Source organism: Paenibacillus sp. FSL H8-0048, assembly GCF_038002825.1.
Classification (GTDB): Bacteria; Bacillota; Bacilli; order Paenibacillales; family Paenibacillaceae; genus Paenibacillus_AQ.
The window spans coordinates 266,623-284,257 of sequence record NZ_JBBODF010000001.1; the positions used below are offsets into that span (position 1 = coordinate 266,623).

Genomic DNA, 17,635 nt, shown 5'->3' on the forward strand with positions numbered 1-17,635 from the left:
CACAGGTTATCCTTTATTATAAATAGTATAAATCGATACAAGCAAGAGGGACAGCACTACAGAAGAAATTGTATCCGAGAAAAGTCCCATCCTGACATCTGCTATCACACATAAACGAGAGGATGAAATCATATGAGCAGCAAAGTTCCTGCAATCAGCAGCAAGGCTCCTGTAATGCTTCACGGTGCCGACTATAATCCCGAGCAATGGCTGAAATATCCGGGGGTGCTGGAAGAAGATATCCGCATGATGAAGCTGGCAGGCTGCAATGTCATGTCTGTCGGAATTTTCTCCTGGGTATCGCTGGAGCGCGAAGAAGGGGTATTTAACTTTGAGTGGATGGATCAGCTCCTGGACCGTTTTGCCGAGAATGGAATTTACGCCTTCCTGGCGACTCCGAGCGGTGCGCGTCCGGCATGGATGTCCGAGAAGTATCCTGAAGTGCTGCGGGTGGAACGGAACCGGGTGCGCAACCTGCACGGCGTCCGTCATAATCACTGCTTCACTTCACCGGTCTACCGTGAAAAAACAGCGCTGATCAACTCCAAGCTGGCTGAGCGTTACGCGCATCATCCGGCAGTGATCGGCTGGCATATCTCTAATGAATTCGGCGGCGAATGTCACTGTAATTACTGTCAGGATGCCTTCAGAGACTGGCTTAAGGCGAAATACAATAATGATCTGGATGAGGTGAATCACGCTTGGTGGGCTACCTTCTGGAGCCATACGTATACTTCATGGGAACAGATCGAATCCCCTGCTCCGCATGGTGAGACACAGGTTCATGGGCTTAACCTGGACTGGCGCCGGTTCGTAAGCGATCAGACAATCAACTTCTGCCAGCATGAGATTGATGCGGTGCGCGGCTTCAACCCTGACCTGCCGGTGACTACCAACATGCACATGATTGACGGCGTGGACTACCGCAATATGGCTAAGATCCTTGATGTGGTATCTTGGGATGCTTACCCGGATTGGGGATATACCGAGGACGATGATGACGCCCGCTTGGCCGCCTGGACAGCGATGCATCATGACATGTACCGCAGCTTCAAAAAGAAGCCGTTCCTGCTCATGGAAAGCACGCCTTCCCTCACGAACTGGCAGATTGTCAGCAAGCTGAAGCGTCCGGGCATGCACAAGCTGTCCTCACTCCAGGCAGTTGCGCATGGTTCTGATTCCGTACAATATTTCCAGTGGCGCAAAAGCCGCGGCTCCAGTGAGAAATTCCACGGTGCAGTGATCGACCATAGCGGACATACGGAGACCCGTGTCTTCAAGGATGTAGCTGAGGTGGGCCGTACCCTGGCGGGACTGGAGGAAGTTGTAGGTACTACAACTCCTGCTGAGACGGCCATTCTGTTCGACTGGGATAACCGCTGGGCGGTGAAGGATGCCCAAGGTATCCGCAATTCCGGCCTGAAATATGAAGAGACGGTGCTTCAGCATTACCGGGGACTGTGGGAACTGGGAATTCCGGTAGATGTGGTAGGCTCAGGCGATGACCTGTCCGGCTATAAGCTGGTGATTGCTCCAATGCTGTATCTGATCAGCGAAGAGAACGGGAAGCGGATTGAGAAATACGTTGAGCAGGGCGGAACCTTCCTGGCTACCTATTGGTCGGGAGTGGTCGGCGAGACCGATCTGTGTCACCTGGGCGGCTTCCCGGGACCGCTGCGCAGAACACTGGGCATTTGGGCCGAAGAGACAGAAGGCCTGCACAGCCGCGACCTGAACGGTCTGGTGCTTGACCCCGGCAACAGCTTGAAGCTGAGCGGGGAATACGATGCACATGAGATCGCCGAGCTGATTCACCTGGAAGGCGCTGAGGCGCTGGGTCATTACCGCAGCGACTTCTACGCCGGACGTCCTGCACTCACTGTGAACAAGCTGGGAGCAGGTAAGGCCTATCATCTGGCAACACGTGTGAAGGACGCGCAGTTCTATGTGGATCTGTACGCTGCAATTACCGGAAAAGAGCGGATCAGCCGCACCCTGAACGCTGAGCTTCCGACCGGAGTAACCGCCCAACTGCGTTCCGACGGCGAGCATGAGTATGTATTCGTGCAGAATTTCAGCGGCTCCGAGCAAGTAGTGACGCTGGACGGACAAGCCTACACTGATGTAGAATCCGGCGCAGCAGCTCCGGCCGAGTTGAAGCTGGCAGTGAACGGACTTGCAATTCTGAAGCGTGCAGCGGCTAAAGCATAAGTGAAGCGTCTAAATCGCTTAATATAGTTACATGTATCAGGTAAATACACATTGAGTTACAAAAGAAGGCAGAGCCCCGATGGGGTTCTGCCTTTTAGTTTAGGTTCTGGTTGTGCAGCTGCCTTAGGTTGTGGCTCTACATCTGCCTAAGGCGCTTCATCTCGGTATTGTTCCGGCGAGTGGGACATAGTTGGAAAAAGAGCACTTACTTTTTCTCGTTTAGCTAATATCAGGAATTTAATTGGAAAAAGTACATTTAATCCCTCTCCTATCGCCTCAAATAGCTAAAGGGAACGAATTAGATGCTGTTTATCCACCTAATTCCAAAAATCGGCTTACTCTATATCAATTAAATGTACAAAATCCATCTGCTATAAAGGAGTCGGATGATCAGGAAGCAAAATTTCAGCTTTAACCGTACAACCGCTCAATCCCCTCAATCACCCGCCTAAAATATTCACGCTCATGCGGCACAAAGCGCGTGAAGTCCACCAGTTCATCGATGTCCGTTCGTTCACCGTTCCCGTTAATCTGGAAGCCTTGCACATGAAGCTTGTTGTCTGCTCCCGAGATGAAGCTGCGGAAGTCAGCGAAGCGGGCCTCTACGATGCCTGCCACTTCTTCCAGCTGTGGAGTGAATGCACTGAGTGCATAGCGGCTCTCATAGACATATACATGCGCCCGTTCACGGTCCAAGAATCCGGCAGAATCCATCTGGTAAGGGATGACCCCAAGCGGCTGCAGCTCGTCAAAAGCTATCGCAAGCCCCAGCTCCTCCTGCACCTCGCGGATACCGTCCAAAGCCGTCTCCTCCGCCAGCAGATGTCCGGCAGCGGTGATGTCGAGCAGACCGGCATAATCTTTCTTTTGCTGACTGCGTAGCTGGAGGCAGATCATCAGCCCGCTCTCATCCTTACGGACAAACCAGCAGTGGAAGGTCTCATGCCAGAGGCCCTGGCGGTGAACCTCGTCCCGGGGAGCAGTCCCGGTTCTATTGCCATGCTCATCAAAGGTAGTCAATATTTCCTGGACCATAATAGTTGCTCCTTCACAAAATGCCGATTGATCCCGCGCACAATACCTCGCAGGAGTTGACGATAATTTATAAACAGCTTACCATAAATAAGGAAAAATAATAATATCCAGTAGATTTGAGGATAGAACCCTAGAGCGCTTGATGGATGAACGGGAGGCGCCATGAAGGCTGTGGTTTCGGCTTCGCTCTGGCCGGATTCCTGTCCTATATGTATAACAATTGAGGAGGAACATTATTGAAGCTGGTAACGATGGACCGTATTATTTTCGATTCCCTAAGCGCCGAGCGGCTCGGCTGGGCCTGTATGGAGCCGACCTTCCAGCAGATCCGCGCACAATCTCCGGAGGTGAAGAATGAGGCATTCTCGCATCTTGGAAGAGGACAGAAGGCACTCTGTATGTTCCGGATTCTGTATGGCCATAGTTCTAACTCTGCTGAAGAATACTATGGCTGGATCTGCTATCTGTTGGATCAGCCAGGGTATTGGGACGGGGTGCTCGAGGGACTGCAGTTTTTTGGAGACTCTGCGCTGATTCAGCTTCTGGAAGAGTCTAAGGAGATATTCGCAGCGAGGAATCGGCGGTTAGGAAGAGGCTGGGGCGAGGCAGCGATCCCGGACCTGAACGCAGATAGTGAGCTTCAAACAGCGGTAAGCGGACTCTACACCCGGTATCAGCAGATTACAGCAAGCAGTCTGCAGATCATAGCGGATTATATCCGAGAGAGGCCCGAAGAATTCGTGGTCTTCAGTAACGAACAAGCTTAACCAACCCATACATTCAGACGTACAAAAAACCCCCGGGAGCTAATAAAGCATCCGGGGGTTAAGGGTACACCCAGCAGGGGCGTTATCTTTAGGGTGAAAAGCCTCGAACGGGGCTTGCGAGCGCCTACCGTTAGCTGAAGGCAAGGGTGTCCATCGTGAGGTGGAATCTGAAGGAGCCGTCCCCGTACGATTTCCTTGTTCATCAAATGTAGCTAATAACTCTTCGTCCATACAGTTCGCCTCCAGTACCCAATAAGTGTTAAATTTTCCGGGAGTAGTATGCCGATAACAGAAGGTATAACAACAGAAGTGTAACCAAGGTAACAGCAATCGTTAAGAACACGGTTTGGTTAATCAAAGAGGCGACGACAGCGGAAAGAGACAATACAAGAAGGAAAAGACGTATAGCAGCCCTGCCCGTTTTTAAGGCGATCATCCGGTTTCGTTCATCTTGTTCGGCAATATGTAACGCTTCTAACAATTCAGGGTCTTTAAGCACCTTGCGGAGCCTGGTCATACGGAGAGCGGCAGAAATCCACGAACCGGACAATAAACCGGCGAGAATCCCTATATCCCAGCTGTCCAGCATGTCGAGCCTGTCCCACACGAAAGCTTTGAGTATAAACGCCACAATAACGGTTATCCCCATACCTGCCGCGTAGAAGGAATTGATAACGATCCGCCGCCGCAGCTCCTGTTCAAAAGACTTCATAGTCGATCTCCTCCACATCTGAAAAATCAAAAATATCCTCGATCGGCAAACCGAAAAATTTTGAAATTTTATAGGCAAGCGGGAGGGAGGCGATGTACTTTTCATTCTCAATGGAAGTGATGGTGTGGCGTGTGACGCGCAGTGCTTTAGCCAACTCCTCTTGGGAAATCCGCCGCTCTTTTCGCAGCTCGCGTATTCTTGTCTTCACTAATCGGCCACCTCCCCTGAAGTAATGCTTCTGCGCCTCAACTCTTCTGTTATTATGTTGCACAGATACAAGCTTAGTCAAGTTCACTATACCATTTATGTATAGTTGACTACACTAAATATGTGCAGTAAGCTATACATATGTTAACCTAAAGGATGGTGTGGGAAGCATGGAGAATATACGGTTCGAAGGGGTCAGAAAGTCCTTTGGCGATGTCGCTGCCGTAAACGGGCTGGATCTGAGTATTGCGGAGGGCGAGGTTTACGCACTGCTGGGGCATAATGGAGCGGGAAAGACCACAACGCTTCGCCTGCTGCTTGGTTTGCTGGAGCCTGACGGCGGGGAGGTCAATGTTTTTGGGCGGAATCCTATACAGGAGGGGCATAGCGTGCGCGGGCTATGTGGCGTTTTATCTGAAGATACAGGGCTGTACGAGTCTTTGACCGTCTGGGATAACCTGATGTATTACGCTGATATTTATGGTATGAGCCGTGTAGAATCTAGTAGCCGTATTGACGAGCTGCTGCGGACATTTGAACTGCATGAGAAGAAACGAACGATGATTAAGGGCTTGTCTACCGGCATGAAGAAAAAGGTTGCCCTGATCCGGGCCATACTGCATAAACCGCGCCTTCTGATCCTGGATGAGCCGACGAATGGGCTTGACCCTGTCAATACAACCGATCTAAGGAAGATGTTATTGCGGCTGGCAAAGAATGAGGGGACCACCATCATTATGACCACGCATCACCTGGAAGAGGTCCAAAAGCTGTGCGATAGAATCACGATTCTGAGGCACGGGCGGAGTATTTTTACCGATTCCATCTTAGCGCTCCGGGACAGCGAGCATTACATGGAGAACGGACAATTCAGTCTTGAGAAGCTATACATGGAGATAGAGCAGGGGGGAGACCGATGAACAGATCTTATCCCGTTTTTCGTATGCAGTGCGCAGAGTTTACAAGTGAAAAAGGGATGCTCTTCTTTTACGGCCTGTCCATAGGCATTACTGGTATAATCCTTCCGTTGTACATGCATGGGGTAGAAGTCTCCTTAACCACCGCAGCATTACTTACGGCAATCTTACTGAGACCCATGTTATCTGACAGCGTCGCGGGAGAACGGGAGCACCGAACTTTGGAGACACTCCTCTCCAGTCCCATCCATGGGAAAAGTATACTTTGGAGGAAGTTTGAATTCTGCTTCTTATTTGCGCTGGGCTACTTCACTATAACCGTCCTCTGCTCTGCGTTAACGAGCTATCTTGCCGGCGGCGGAGCAGCGTTGATTCCTTGGCAATGGATGTGCATGATGATTGTAGCTGCATTGAATTATAGTTCAATATGCATGGGCGGGGTGTATGTTTCCTCCAGATCAGGGGATCTACGGGCTGCCAACCATAGGGTGTCGATAATGGCTTATCCTCTGAGCTTTCTCCTGGTCATCTGTCTGTCAGTTATAGGAACTGCGGACTTGTTATCGGCGCTGATTGTAAGTTGTATCTGTACATTGATTTACCTTTGGGTTATATCGGTGTTCGCGGCGAAGATCAGGAGGATGAAGCAGCCGGATTTGTTCCAGCCGATAGCCATCCAGAAGCCGGAGAGAGGGCATCAGCAGCGTATGTCATTAGCTCTCCCGGGATCTCAGTTTGGCATAGTGTTGAGATTGGAATGGAAGATGCTAATGACCTTGAAAAGAATGCTCCTGAGCTTTGGATTTCTGTGCTTCTCGCCGGTTGCTATGGTGTGCCTGCTGCTGTATTTTACGGGAAAGTTTGACCTCAACTATGCCGTACTGCTAACCGTGCTAATGATCCCGAGAGTGCCGACTAACTTAATAGCGTATTCCATAGGCGGTGAAAAAGTATATAAGACGGGGGAAGCCTTATTGTCTACTCCTCTGCAGATCCGGCCGGTATTTCTGGCTAAATGTATGATTCCAGTGCTTGTAACGGCGGTCATGCTAACGCTCTCATCCCTGCTGACATTGGCGGGCGTAAGTATTGCAGCGATGATCAGTCCTGAGCTTGTCTCTATCCAAGGCTATACGGCTGCGCAGCTTATCCTGCTGTTTCCCGTTAGTCTGCTCTCATCCATCGCTATGATGTTCATAGCGGCTATTCTTTCTTTGCGGCTCAGAACTCCGCGTCAGGGCTTGTATGTGACAAGCTTTCTTTCGGTTGTGTTTGTGTTTCCGGTATTAGTGATTATATACTTGGTTCCGGACATGCTAGTGGGGGCCATAATCTATCTCGTGATTCTTGTAATTGGCAATCTGATCTGTCTAAAAAGAATATCGGACAACATAACCCGTCCTCAGCTCATGAGCAGACTATAAGGAACATACAAAACCCCCGGCCATGCTTCCTGAGAAGCAACCGGGGGTTCTTTGTACGGGGGCCGTCTCTGTAAGGACGGCCCCCGTTTCTATTTGTCGTTCCTTATCTGGCCAACCAGCCGCCATCCACATTCAGAATGTGGCCGTTCAGGTAGTCGGAAGCGGCGGAGGCCAGGAATACGGCAGGGCCCTTCACATCTTCGGCAGTTCCCCAGCGTCCGGCCGGAATACGGTCAAGGATGGAGTCGGAGCGGCTCTGGTCCGCACGGATTGGAGCGGTGTTCTCGGTAGCCATGTAGCCTGGAGCAATCGCATTGATGTTAAGGCCCGAGCCTGCCCATTCATTGGCGAAGGCTTTGGTCAGACCGGCTACGGCATGCTTACTTGCTGTGTAGCCCGGCACGTTGATGCCGCCCTGGTAGGAGAGCATGGAGGCGATGTTGATGATTTTGCCGCTTCCCCGTTCCAGGAAGTGACGTCCGACAATCTGCGACAGCAGGAAGACGGTGTTCTGGTTGAGGTTAATAACATCGAACCAGTCCTTCTCGCTATGGTCCTTGGCCGGAGTGCGGCGGATCATGCCTGCACAGTTAACGAGGATATCCACTTTGCCGGTGAAGGCAACGGCTTCGTCGAACATGCCTTGAAGCTTGGAATGATCGCTGAGGTCAGCGGAGATGCTCAGTGCTTTGACGCCAAAAGCTTCACAGGCTGCTACGGTCTCGTCACTGGAATTAAGAGATACGGAGACTACGTCTGCACCGGCTTCTGCGAAGGCGATGGCAATGCCTTGTCCAAGACCTTGCGCTGCGCCTGTTACGATTGCTGTTTTGCCTGCCAAGCTGAATAAAGATGACATATGATTAATCTCTCCTTTGAGCTATTGGAATTGTATAGTTACCCGCATTCAATATTAATGCCAGCCTTGCGGAACAGCTCGGCGGTTTCCGGGGCAAGCCCGCTGTCTGTCAGCAGCACATCGACCTCTTGCAGAGAAGCGAAGGTGCGCAGTGCGGTCTGACCGAATTTGTGATGATCGCATGCGGCGAACACCTGACGGGCCGTGGAGACTAACGCCTGTTTGAAATCTATGAGATCGCCGGTATAGATGGACAGGCCATGTTCAATATGAACGGCTGTGGCCGAGAGAAAGGCTTTTTGAATATTAAGCTTTTGTACATAGGACACCGCTTCGGGACCGGCCAGCATATTGCGGACACGATAACCGCCGGGAACGACCAGCCGGATGTTGTCTCTGGGAACCAGCTCACTGATGATGTAGACATCATTGGTAATGACCGTAAGGGGGATATTGTCCAGCCGCCGGGCAATCTCAAGCGTTGTGCTTCCGCCGTCCAGGGCTATGATGTCATCCGGAGCGATATGCGCCAGCGCACGCCGGGCAATCTCCGTCTTCTCCTCAGCGTATTTATCCAGCGGATTGCGCAGGGGCAGAATGCCGAACTGATCACTCTGGGCCAGCACGGCGCCGCCATGGACGCGCATAATCAGTCCTTGTTCCTCCAGCTTGCTTAAGTCCTCGCGGATCGTTTTGCCGGTGACCTGGAGCTTGTCGCTCAATTCGTTCACGGTTACATCCTTCTGGTTCAGCATAACTTCCATAATCATCTCGTGCCGCCGTATCGGGTTCATCCGCCTGCCTCATCTTTCCGTAGTTGATTTGCTTCTATTGTAATTCTTTCATCCCTACGGGGTCCATATCATCGTAACGCTTGTTGTCACCGGCCATGCTCCATATGAAGGTATAGTTATGTGTGCCTACACCGCTGTGAATGGACCAGCTTGGCGAGATGACAGCCTGTTCATTGTGCATGACAATATGGCGGGTCTCGGTCGGTTCGCCCATCAGGTGGAAGACGATGGAATCGTCCGGCAGATCGAAATAGAAGTAGGCTTCCATCCGGCGCGGATGTGTGTGCGATGGCATGGTGTTCCACATGCTGCCCGGCTTCAGCTGAGTCATCCCCATTACAAGCTGTGCGCTCTGCACGCCGTTCGTGTGGATGAAGCGATGAATTGTCCGTTCGTTGGAATTTTCCAGACCGCCCATAGCCCCGGATTCGGATTCAGCCAGCGTAGTCTTCGTAGTCGGGTAGGACTGATGCGCCGGAGCGGAATTCAGATAGAATTTTGCCGGCTTAGCACTGTCCGCGCTCTTGAAAATAACATCCTTCGAGCCTTGGCCCACATACAGGCATTCCTTGAAATCAACCTCATATTCAGTCCCGTCCACAACCACCGAACCCGGGCCGCCGACATTGATGATTCCCAGCTCACGGCGTTCCAGGAAGTAAGTTACGCCAAGCTCCTTGAGGTCCGTAGTCAGAACCACCTCGCCGTTCACCGGATTCGCTCCGCCAACGATCATGCGGTCTTCATGCGTCAGCACAAGCTTCAGCTCGTCTGGTGCAAAGATCACCGGGATATGGAACTCCTTGCGCAGGCGCTCAGTGTCAAACTGCTTCACTTCATTCGGATGTGATGCAAAACGTCTTTCCATCGAATATTCAGTCTCCTTAGAAAACATATTTTCGTTCGTATAGGTACAATTTAATTCATTTACGTTCATTTATCAAGCGTAATCTTTTTTAGTACGTTTATTTTAGTGCATTTATTCCGCGAAATGATTGCCATCTGAACTGAAAGCGTGCACAATAGAGCTGGAGAGATTGGATTGGAGGGTGAACAATATGACAGACCAGCCTAAGCATCAGCAAGAGACTTCTTATAAAATACGCCAGCGGGAGATCATGTATTCGGTCGCCGTGGAGGCGGAGCGCCTTCCGCTGCTGTTCAGCGGGCTCTGGTTCCATGATGATGTACGCAACAACTTCTATTATGCTTCCTACTTATTTGCCGCTGCGGTGGAGGATAACCTGGAGCTGCCGTTCAGCCGGGAGGATGCCAAGCGGAAGGCCGAAGCTGTACTTTTAGAGACGGTTAGACTTCAGAACCGGATGCCGGGAACACCCTTGTATGGACATTGGCCGCTGGGCCTAAGTCCCGCGCCTCAGGAAGCTGCACCGCATGAGCTGCCGGTGGAGATCATGGGCAGCCTGATGGTCTGGTTCTGCAAGCGATATTCCGCCCGGTTCAGCGCGGGACTGCGCGTAGCGTTCCATACGGCAATTGGACATATCTACCGCAGCGGCTTCTTTCGCAAGCAGGTAGCGACCTTCGGCCACCATGAAGCGAAATATACGGCAGCGAAGCTGATCTTCGGCCAGCTGTTCGGGGATGATCTGTTAAGGGAAGACGGGCGGCACAGCCTGGAGATCACGCTGGCGCATATCCGTGCGAAGGGCATGCCAGAGTATGGCAGCCTGCCGTGGTTCTGGCACTGGGTGCAGGCGTTCACCTGTGCCTGGGAGCTTGAAGAGGACAGCAGTGTCAAGCTGACCCTTAGTGAGATGCTGGACTTCCTGTGGGCCGAGCGGAGCCAGTGGTATCTGCAAGGGGCGTGGGCGGGCGCGCATTCCCGGGGCTGGCCGCATGATGTACCGGCAGACGGTAATGTGCTGCACGACTATGTGCAGTTCGGGGATATCGCGCTCCCTGCGGAGATGCCCCGTACCGAATACGCAGGGTTCCTCTATTATGAAGCGCCGCAAGAGGTGCGCTCTACTGCGCTGAACCGCCAGTTACCGGCAGAAGTCTGCAAGAAGACTGAGAAGGTGGTTCCCGGTTCCCCGGAGCGCCAGCCGGCGCTGCATTCTTACGCCTATATCTGCAAGGATTACGCGGCAGGCGGGATGTGGGAGCGGGTGGAGGAATTCGACAATGAGCAGCTGCGCTGGGCCTTCTCGCTGCCGGTTCCGGCGGCGGCAGGCGTGAACCGGCTTTACTTTTTCCATCCGGGTCATGGCTATCAGCCGGGCGATCCCCGGCACCAGAGTCCTTATATGGAGGTGCTGTATCACCGGAACACGATCCTGTCACTGTTCCCGGTGCCCGAAGGAGAGGATGCGGCCATCGTGGGGGTGCTTCCGCCAGGCGAATGGATCAGACAGCCCAAGGCGCTGTTTGGCTACGCGGGCAATGTGTATTTTGCCGTCTATGTATCACAGGACTATGAACTGCTGGAGCGGCCATCCTATCTGGAGGTAACATGCCGGAACATGCCTGGAGGTGTCGTGATTGAAGCGCTTAGCACTGATCAGGCGGCAGAGCTGGGGATATACGGGCTTGAGGAATTCGCCGCAGCCGCTATGAAGCGGGCACCAGAATTTACGGAGGGAGAGAGCCTCTCGGCAGTGTATACGGCCTGGAGCGGGAATGAACACCTGCAGCTCAGCCTAGACAATAAGCATTTGGGAATACTTTCGCAGATTAACGGCAAACCGGTATCATTTGAACATTATAAGGTCTAAACGGGAGATTTCGCTCCCAGGGATATTAAGATTTTTTCAGATTGGAACTATCTCAAATTTTAAGCTACAATGACAGAGAGCCCGGGGGTCAGTAATGGCTGCCGGGTTCTTTGCGCTACCCGCATAGGGCCTGAGCATGGAGCAGCAATGAAGGTAATATCTTTAGGGCTGCAAGGAAAGAATAAGTTGACTTATTTGCAGCTGGGGATCTACTACTGAAGACATGGGGGAGAGCAGGATGACAGAGACAGAATATCGGCTGGAGAAGGATTTTTTGGGCAGCAAGCAGGTGGAGCATCAGGCCTATTACGGGATACAGACCCTCCGGGCGGTGGAGAATTTCCCGATTACCGGCTACCGTGTACATCATGAATTAATCAAGGCGATGGGGATTGTCAAAAAATCCGCTGCGCTCGCCAACATGGAAATCGGCCGCCTCTATAAGGGCCTTGGTGAGGTCATCGTGCAAGCGGCAGACGAGGTGATCGCGGGGAACTGGGATGAGCAGTTCATCGTCGATCCGATTCAAGGCGGCGCGGGCACCTCGCTGAATATGAATGCCAATGAAGTGATTGCGAACCGTGCGCTGGAGCTGCTGGGCAAGGCCAAGGGGGATTACCTGCAGCTTAGTCCGAACACTCATGTGAATATGGCGCAATCAACGAACGATGCGTTTCCGACGGCGATTCATATTGCCACGCTATCGCTGCTGGAGCAGCTGCTGATCACGATGCGGATGATGCACGGGGTGTTTTTGCAGAAGGCGGCTGAATTCGATTCTGTGATAAAAATGGGGCGGACCCACTTGCAGGATGCGGTGCCGATCCGTCTGGGACAGGAATTCGAGGCGTACAGCCGGGTGCTGGAGCGTGATATTCAGCGGATCGAGCATACGCGGGGCCATCTCTATGAGGTGAACATGGGCGCGACCGCCGTAGGTACCGGACTGAACGCCGATCCCCGGTATATTACGCGGGTCGTTGAGCTGCTGGCTGAGATCAGCGGTCTGCCGCTGGTCAGCGCGGAGCATCTGGTGGATGCTACGCAGAATACGGATGCCTATACCGAAGTCTCAGCGTCCCTGAAGGTCTGCATGATGAATATGTCCAAAATCGCCAATGATCTGCGCCTGATGGCCTCCGGCCCGCGTTCCGGTTTCAATGAAATTACGCTGCCGGCCCGCCAGCCGGGATCATCCATCATGCCCGGCAAGGTGAATCCGGTGATGGCCGAGGTGATTAACCAGGTGGCTTTTCAGGTGATTGGCAATGATCATACGATCTGCCTCGCCGCTCAGGCCGGTCAACTGGAGCTGAACGTGATGGAGCCGGTGATGGTGTTCAATCTGATTCAATCGATTAGCATCATGAACAATTCCTTCCGGGTGTTCACCGACTATTGTCTGGCAGGGATCGAAGCCAATAAGGAGAAGCTTGCGCGTGAGGTGGAGCGAAGCGTCGGCATCATTACCGCAGTGAACCCGCATCTGGGATATGAGGTCGTCTCGCGGATTGCCAGGGAAGCTATTCTGACCGGAGAATCGGTGCGGGCCTTGTGTCTGAAGTACAATGTGCTGAGCGAAGAGGAGCTGAACCTGATTCTGGACCCGTATGAAATGACCCATCCCGGCATCGCGGGGGCGGCGCTTTTGAATCATGAATAATAATCGTGATTTGTGTAAAATCAGGCTTCCTCTCATGGTATAATAGACAGGAGCATTTACACCGGGCATGATCCTATATTCTGTAATGGCTTACTGGAGGCAAAGTGTGGCGAAGGCAAAAGTGGCAAAACGTCCAACCCGCGACGAATTCGTGCTTGAGGAGCTGGGCAACCAGCTGGTAGAGGCGAAGCAGGAGGATTCTGAGATTCTGCTGACCGTCTGGGGGAAGGAAGAAGAGGTGCGCGGGGTGATTGTAGAGATGGATTCGCGTACCGGCAGAGTGCATGTCAGAAATAACGAAGAGATTATTAAGGTGCCGTTCATGGACATTATGCAAATCAATTACCCCCGGGATTAAGGGGAGCGGCAGATGAACAAAACGAATGCCATGCGCATACTGGATGCAAGGAAGATAAGCTACACCATTCATAGCTACGACAATGAGGACGGGCTCATTCACGGAACAGCGGTTGCTGAGAAGATTGGCCTGCCTCCTGAAGTAGTATTCAAGACACTGGTCGCACACAGCGGGCCGCAGCCGTACGTCTATGTGATCCCGGTTGCTGAGGAGCTGGATCTGAAGAGAGCCGCCAGAGCCGCCGGAGTGAAGAAGATCGAGCTGCTGCCGCTGAAGGAGCTGCTGAAGCATACGGGATACGTGCGCGGGGGCTGTTCCCCTGTCGGCATGAAGAAGCTCTATCCTACGTTCATTCACAGCAGTGCGGCGGAGCTTGAGGTCATTGCAGTCAGCGGAGGCCGGATCGGCGTTCAGATGGAGCTTGAGCCGAAGCTGCTGGCTGAAGCGGTGTCTGCGGTTTTTACGGAGCTGGTTAAAGAGTAGATTAAGCGGGATGCGAAACTCACTCTTGACCGGCAAAAATAAAAGCAGCAACTCTCTCAGTAATGAGTGAGAATTGCTGCTTTTTTCTTTTTCAAAGAGCTGCAGTAGTCCATTCGCTATAATGGTCAGCGATGAATTGCAGCTCGCGCTCATAGTGGGCCAGATGGCCTTCCTCTACCATTTTGACAAATGCAGGGTTGCCCGCCTCGGCCTCCTTCTTCAGCGTATGGCACATAGCCGTGAGCCTCCGGGTCAGCCAGTCATGCAGATCTTCCGGGACCGCGAGTCCATAGGCTTCAAAAAACAGCTCAATCCGCCGCTGCCGGTCTGCCGCATGCAGGTCTGCCTGGTAAGGTACCGTGGAGCCTGTCAGATAGTCAGGAGCAAAACGGGCGAGCGGAACCGAGGTGTAGAGGGTATAGGCAATATCCCATAGGCGCGGGCCCGGACCGGCCATGTCAAAATCAATCAGCGCCACAGGCACACGATGCTCAAACACCACGTTGTACAGCGCCGCGTCATTATGGCAGATCACTTCATGTGCCGCAGGATCGGCATAGGGGAGCTGCCACTCCGTATGTATACTATTCGCTACAAAACCCTCCGTTGCATCATGATAGCTGCGTAACAGGCGCGCCAGCCCCGTAAGGGCCTCTTCGGACCACATGTACGGCTCCAGCTCAGGATAAGCGTTGCCCGGAACCTCGCCGGGAAGAAAGGATAGAATCTCGCGCTCTGCTTCATCTACGCCCAGGAACCGGGGGGCTCCAGCGAAATTCTGCTGCTCCAAATGCTGAAGCAGTGCATGAATACTCGTGCTCCAGCTCCCGGTGGGACGGCGGACAGTGTCTGCCTTGCGGATGATTTCATTTACATTTCCGCCGGTTAATTTCTCTTCATCGTACGGGTTCATTGGTTAAGTGTACCTCGCTTTCTTTGATGAGCGTACGGCCGTGTGCCGCCAGTTGCAGGGGTCAAGGCAGCAGCTTCGCAGCTATTAGCCCCAGATACTCCTTCAGCGCCAGCCCGGTTGTGGAGACGGCTCCGGCGGACGGAGTGAATTTGCTTACATAGAGTGACATCGGACGGCTCGCCTGGAAGTCTACTGGAAAAGCCTGCGGCGTAAGTCCGGCATGCTCGAACTGGACCATGCTGCGCGGCATATGGAAGCCGGAGGTCACCAGAACGGGACGGCTTAATCCATGCTCCTGCATGAGCTTCGCTGTGTTGACCGCATTCTGCTCTGTATTGAGCGAGCGGTTCTCCGGCAGGATGTCCTCTGCGGGGATACCGAGGCCGATGAGCTGCCGCCGGGCGATATCCGCTTCATTGCCGCTGTCGGCGAATACCTGTCCCCCGGAGAAAATGATTGGCAGCCCGGTCTCACGGTACAGCCTCGCAGCCGCCAGCAGCCGGTTCGCCGCCGGACCGGACATATTGCCCAGCCCGTCCAGATCCGGGGTGCCGGAGGTGGCTCCGCCGCCGAGAATAACGATCACATCCCCCTCTGCGGCGGCAGGCTGAGGATACTTCCGCTCCAGGCTCCCGATCAGTGTGTCGCTGACGGCAGAGGTCATCGACAGATAGAGCAGAAGCGTGACCGCCAGCAGCACGATTGCAGGCCGGCGGCTATTTTTCCACAGCCAGACCACCATGGCCAGCAGCAGCAGAACGAATATCCCGGGCGGCAGGACAAAGCTGTATACGAATTTAATGAGATAGATCATACGGTCACCAACTTTTACAAATAGGATAATAGATATTTCACCAAAAATCCGTCTGCATAGCAGCTTGAAGCTAGTACAGCATCAGAATTAAATTAGTGAAAAATCGCTTGCGGTGGGTTTGCAGCGCCCCGACTACTGTCCCTGCTCATCGGCGGAAGGTTTAAATGTATTTTGTACAACTAAAACGTCTGTTTTACTCCTTCTTCTCACCTTAGTTGTATTTCGTACAATTAAAATTCCTGTTTTCACTGGTTTCCACTCTTTGGGGCAGATTTAGTTGTACAAATTACAGCTACAAGAGGTAAGCTTTCTTTTTTGCTGTTTTTACGTGTACATTATGCAACTATCACTTAATGCCTACTTGGAACAGCAAGCTATAACGCGCTTCACGATTGAACTCCATTCACTCTGACGGTTATCTTCCAGCTGAATCTCAGTCCTCTTCAATGCAAGTTAGAGAGTCATGTAAGCGCCAGGGTTCAGTGAATCACCTTCAATAAGAATCGCAGTCAATCCTGACTCCGTCCGGGTCTCATGCCATTCCCCTTGCTCCCAAAAGACGGCATGACCTGCACACACAGCTGTAAATTCAGCTTCCTCTCCGCGCACATACCCTTCACCGTTCACAATGAGCAGCAGCTGCGGACAGGCCGTCTGATGAAAACCGATTACTCCCAGGGGTCCAAGGTATACGCAGCCGATATGCGTCTTCTCTTCAGTCTGGATAATCCGGGATAGGGTGAAAGCGGAATTGAAGGCGGTTATGGGGGGAGGGGCGCCCCATCGTCCGTCATGCCCGGCTCCTCCGTAAGCTGGCGGTAGCCCTTAGGGGGCAGGCCGGTCCAGCGTTTGAACTGCTTGCTGAAATGGGACACATCGCGGTAGCCCAGCCGGTAGGCGATGCTCTCTACAGACAGGCCATTATCCAGCAGCAGGAGCTTGGCATGGCGGATAATGAGATCGGAGAGATACTGCCTGGGCGGCAGCCCGTAGATCTGCCGGAAGGCGCGGTTACAGTGGCTCGGGCTATAGCCGAGCCTGGCTGCGATCTCCTCGATGCTTCCGGCTCTGCTGCCTGATGCCGCAGCTGTGAAGACGGATTCCTGCAGCAGCCCTTCAATGGCATTCGCCAGGGCGACGGTCTTCTCCGTCACTCCCGGCAGGGTGCTCCGGGCAGGGGAAGGCAGGGCAGCCAGCACCCAGCCGGTAAGGGCGGTGAAGAACTGGAGTGACGCGTTCAGCATCACCAGCCGGCCCCGCTGGGCATCGCTGGCCTCCGGAAGAATGGTCGAGCGGATGATGTCGTCCAGGGAAGCGCGGATCGCCTTCAGCTCCGGGGTGTCTCCGCTCAGACTGACAGTATCCATCGTCATTAAGGAGCGGCGCAGAACCAGATCGTCAATGTCGAAGTGCAGGCAGTAATAAGACATCTCATCCCCTATGGCTGCGCCCAGACTGGAGTGCTGCACACCGGGGCGGATGAACAGAATGTCGCCGCTCTTCTGGATGTAAGATTGTCCGCCTACGGCCATGTGCTGCGAGCCCTGCAGAACGATGTTGATCTCGAACATCGGGTGAGTGTGTGCCGGATATTGCCACTCTCTGTTCACCTTGCGCCAGTGGGCGGCGAAGAGATGGAAGGCGGCTTGAACATCGGGGGACATGCGTCCGTCCATGGAATGCTGTGTGCCGGGATCTAATACGTTCATGTTCAACCTCTTCTTTGTTAAAAGATGGATC

General features: G+C 53.1%; 18 protein-coding genes. 9 read left to right on the plus strand and 9 right to left on the minus strand.

The window, feature by feature from the left end; all coding sequences use genetic code 11:
- The first annotated feature begins 132 nt into the window (after window positions 1-132).
- On the plus strand, window positions 133-2,211 hold the full coding sequence (locus NSU18_RS01270; protein ID WP_341022571.1) for a beta-galactosidase: 2,079 nt from the start codon (window positions 133-135) through the stop codon (window positions 2,209-2,211).
- A 411-nt stretch (window positions 2,212-2,622) separates the two neighbouring features.
- Here the strand turns inward: NSU18_RS01270 and NSU18_RS01275 are convergent, their stop codons facing one another.
- Window positions 2,623-3,246 (minus strand): NUDIX hydrolase, encoded by a 624-nt coding sequence (locus NSU18_RS01275; RefSeq protein WP_341022568.1) that lies wholly within the window; start codon window positions 3,244-3,246, stop codon window positions 2,623-2,625.
- A gap of 236 nt (window positions 3,247-3,482) precedes the next feature.
- On the opposite strand from NSU18_RS01275, the gene NSU18_RS01280 reads away from it, so the two are divergent.
- Complete coding sequence (locus NSU18_RS01280) at window positions 3,483-4,013, plus strand: hypothetical protein (RefSeq protein ID WP_341022566.1); 531 nt, start codon at window positions 3,483-3,485, stop codon at window positions 4,011-4,013.
- Window positions 4,014-4,272: 259 nt separating this feature from the next.
- On the opposite strand, the gene NSU18_RS01285 is transcribed toward NSU18_RS01280, so the two are convergent.
- Together NSU18_RS01285 and NSU18_RS01290 are read right to left on the minus strand one after the other, a co-directional pair.
- Complete coding sequence (locus tag NSU18_RS01285; RefSeq protein ID WP_341147975.1) at window positions 4,273-4,725, minus strand: hypothetical protein; 453 nt, start codon at window positions 4,723-4,725, stop codon at window positions 4,273-4,275.
- The gene (locus tag NSU18_RS01290) at window positions 4,712-4,933 is read right to left on the minus strand and encodes a helix-turn-helix transcriptional regulator (protein ID WP_340940141.1); all 222 of its coding nucleotides are present in this window, start codon (window positions 4,931-4,933) and stop codon (window positions 4,712-4,714) included. The genes NSU18_RS01285 and NSU18_RS01290 overlap by 14 nt, the downstream gene beginning before the upstream one ends.
- Window positions 4,934-5,102: 169 nt before the next feature.
- On the opposite strand from NSU18_RS01290, the gene NSU18_RS01295 reads away from it, so the two are divergent.
- On the plus strand, window positions 5,103-5,852 hold the full coding sequence (locus NSU18_RS01295; RefSeq protein WP_341147976.1) for an ABC transporter ATP-binding protein: 750 nt from the start codon (window positions 5,103-5,105) through the stop codon (window positions 5,850-5,852).
- Window positions 5,849-7,273: a hypothetical protein gene (locus NSU18_RS01300; protein ID WP_341147977.1), complete on the plus strand. Its 1,425-nt coding sequence runs from the start codon at window positions 5,849-5,851 to the stop codon at window positions 7,271-7,273. The genes NSU18_RS01295 and NSU18_RS01300 overlap by 4 nt, the downstream gene beginning before the upstream one ends.
- 103 nt (window positions 7,274-7,376) lie before the next feature.
- Here the strand turns inward: NSU18_RS01300 and kduD are convergent, their stop codons facing one another.
- Genes kduD through kduI form a run of 3 tightly spaced genes read right to left on the minus strand, consistent with a single transcriptional unit; the run spans window position 7,377 to window position 9,794 of the window.
- On the minus strand, window positions 7,377-8,132 hold the full coding sequence (gene kduD / locus NSU18_RS01305) for a 2-dehydro-3-deoxy-D-gluconate 5-dehydrogenase KduD (RefSeq protein WP_341022554.1): 756 nt from the start codon (window positions 8,130-8,132) through the stop codon (window positions 7,377-7,379).
- A 38-nt stretch (window positions 8,133-8,170) separates the two neighbouring features.
- The gene (locus NSU18_RS01310) at window positions 8,171-8,926 is read right to left on the minus strand and encodes a DeoR/GlpR family DNA-binding transcription regulator (protein ID WP_341147978.1); all 756 of its coding nucleotides are present in this window, start codon (window positions 8,924-8,926) and stop codon (window positions 8,171-8,173) included.
- Window positions 8,927-8,960: 34 nt separating this feature from the next.
- Window positions 8,961-9,794, minus strand: a complete 834-nt coding sequence (gene kduI / locus NSU18_RS01315) for a 5-dehydro-4-deoxy-D-glucuronate isomerase (protein WP_341147979.1) — start codon at window positions 9,792-9,794, stop codon at window positions 8,961-8,963.
- A gap of 190 nt (window positions 9,795-9,984) precedes the next feature.
- On the opposite strand from kduI, the gene NSU18_RS01320 reads away from it, so the two are divergent.
- The 4 genes from NSU18_RS01320 to ybaK all read left to right on the plus strand — a co-directional run bounded on the left by NSU18_RS01320 (window position 9,985) and on the right by ybaK (window position 14,168).
- Window positions 9,985-11,664 carry a hypothetical protein gene (locus tag NSU18_RS01320; protein ID WP_341147980.1) on the plus strand — a complete coding sequence of 560 codons (1,680 nt, stop codon included), beginning with the start codon at window positions 9,985-9,987 and terminating at the stop codon, window positions 11,662-11,664.
- Between the two features lie 238 nt (window positions 11,665-11,902).
- Window positions 11,903-13,327 (plus strand): aspartate ammonia-lyase, encoded by a 1,425-nt coding sequence (gene aspA / locus NSU18_RS01325; protein ID WP_341147981.1) that lies wholly within the window; start codon window positions 11,903-11,905, stop codon window positions 13,325-13,327.
- 85 nt (window positions 13,328-13,412) lie between these two features.
- The gene (locus tag NSU18_RS01330; protein ID WP_268748447.1) at window positions 13,413-13,685 is read left to right on the plus strand and encodes a YolD-like family protein; all 273 of its coding nucleotides are present in this window, start codon (window positions 13,413-13,415) and stop codon (window positions 13,683-13,685) included.
- Between the two features lie 12 nt (window positions 13,686-13,697).
- Window positions 13,698-14,168 carry a Cys-tRNA(Pro) deacylase gene (gene ybaK / locus NSU18_RS01335; protein ID WP_341147982.1) on the plus strand — a complete coding sequence of 157 codons (471 nt, stop codon included), beginning with the start codon at window positions 13,698-13,700 and terminating at the stop codon, window positions 14,166-14,168.
- Window positions 14,169-14,259: 91 nt separating this feature from the next.
- Here ybaK and NSU18_RS01340 read toward each other — a convergent pair whose 3' ends face one another.
- Together NSU18_RS01340 and NSU18_RS01345 are read right to left on the minus strand one after the other, a co-directional pair.
- The gene (locus tag NSU18_RS01340; RefSeq protein ID WP_341147983.1) at window positions 14,260-15,081 is read right to left on the minus strand and encodes an aminoglycoside phosphotransferase family protein; all 822 of its coding nucleotides are present in this window, start codon (window positions 15,079-15,081) and stop codon (window positions 14,260-14,262) included.
- Between the two features lie 61 nt (window positions 15,082-15,142).
- Entirely contained in the window at window positions 15,143-15,895 is a 753-nt protein-coding gene (locus NSU18_RS01345) for a YdcF family protein (RefSeq protein ID WP_341022539.1), read from the minus strand.
- Between the two features lie 564 nt (window positions 15,896-16,459).
- Between NSU18_RS01345 and NSU18_RS01350 the strand changes: the two genes are divergently transcribed.
- Complete coding sequence (locus tag NSU18_RS01350) at window positions 16,460-16,633, plus strand: hypothetical protein (protein ID WP_341147984.1); 174 nt, start codon at window positions 16,460-16,462, stop codon at window positions 16,631-16,633.
- Window positions 16,634-16,656: 23 nt separating this feature from the next.
- Here the strand turns inward: NSU18_RS01350 and NSU18_RS01355 are convergent, their stop codons facing one another.
- Window positions 16,657-17,604, minus strand: a complete 948-nt coding sequence (locus tag NSU18_RS01355) for an AraC family transcriptional regulator (protein WP_341022535.1) — start codon at window positions 17,602-17,604, stop codon at window positions 16,657-16,659.
- Between the last annotated feature and the right edge of the window lie 31 nt (window positions 17,605-17,635).

What these genes read in the sequence shown, in the direction of transcription:
- NSU18_RS01270 (WP_341022571.1), top strand. Translation starts at nt 133, where the DNA reads ATGAGCAGCAAAGTTCCTGCAATCAGCAGCAAGGCTCCTGTAATGCTT.
- NSU18_RS01275 (WP_341022568.1), bottom strand. Translation starts at nt 3,246, where the DNA reads ATGGTCCAGGAAATATTGACTACCTTTGATGAGCATGGCAATAGAACC.
- NSU18_RS01285 (WP_341147975.1), bottom strand. Translation starts at nt 4,725, where the DNA reads ATGAAGTCTTTTGAACAGGAGCTGCGGCGGCGGATCGTTATCAATTCC.
- NSU18_RS01295 (WP_341147976.1), top strand. Translation starts at nt 5,103, where the DNA reads ATGGAGAATATACGGTTCGAAGGGGTCAGAAAGTCCTTTGGCGATGTC.
- NSU18_RS01300 (WP_341147977.1), top strand. Translation starts at nt 5,849, where the DNA reads ATGAACAGATCTTATCCCGTTTTTCGTATGCAGTGCGCAGAGTTTACA.
- kduD (WP_341022554.1), bottom strand. Translation starts at nt 8,132, where the DNA reads ATGTCATCTTTATTCAGCTTGGCAGGCAAAACAGCAATCGTAACAGGC.
- NSU18_RS01310 (WP_341147978.1), bottom strand. Translation starts at nt 8,926, where the DNA reads ATGAACCCGATACGGCGGCACGAGATGATTATGGAAGTTATGCTGAAC.
- kduI (WP_341147979.1), bottom strand. Translation starts at nt 9,794, where the DNA reads ATGGAAAGACGTTTTGCATCACATCCGAATGAAGTGAAGCAGTTTGAC.
- NSU18_RS01320 (WP_341147980.1), top strand. Translation starts at nt 9,985, where the DNA reads ATGACAGACCAGCCTAAGCATCAGCAAGAGACTTCTTATAAAATACGC.
- aspA (WP_341147981.1), top strand. Translation starts at nt 11,903, where the DNA reads ATGACAGAGACAGAATATCGGCTGGAGAAGGATTTTTTGGGCAGCAAG.
- NSU18_RS01330 (WP_268748447.1), top strand. Translation starts at nt 13,413, where the DNA reads ATGGCTTACTGGAGGCAAAGTGTGGCGAAGGCAAAAGTGGCAAAACGT.
- ybaK (WP_341147982.1), top strand. Translation starts at nt 13,698, where the DNA reads ATGAACAAAACGAATGCCATGCGCATACTGGATGCAAGGAAGATAAGC.
- NSU18_RS01340 (WP_341147983.1), bottom strand. Translation starts at nt 15,081, where the DNA reads ATGAACCCGTACGATGAAGAGAAATTAACCGGCGGAAATGTAAATGAA.
- NSU18_RS01345 (WP_341022539.1), bottom strand. Translation starts at nt 15,895, where the DNA reads ATGATCTATCTCATTAAATTCGTATACAGCTTTGTCCTGCCGCCCGGG.
- NSU18_RS01350 (WP_341147984.1), top strand. Translation starts at nt 16,460, where the DNA reads ATGACCTGCACACACAGCTGTAAATTCAGCTTCCTCTCCGCGCACATA.
- NSU18_RS01355 (WP_341022535.1), bottom strand. Translation starts at nt 17,604, where the DNA reads ATGAACGTATTAGATCCCGGCACACAGCATTCCATGGACGGACGCATG.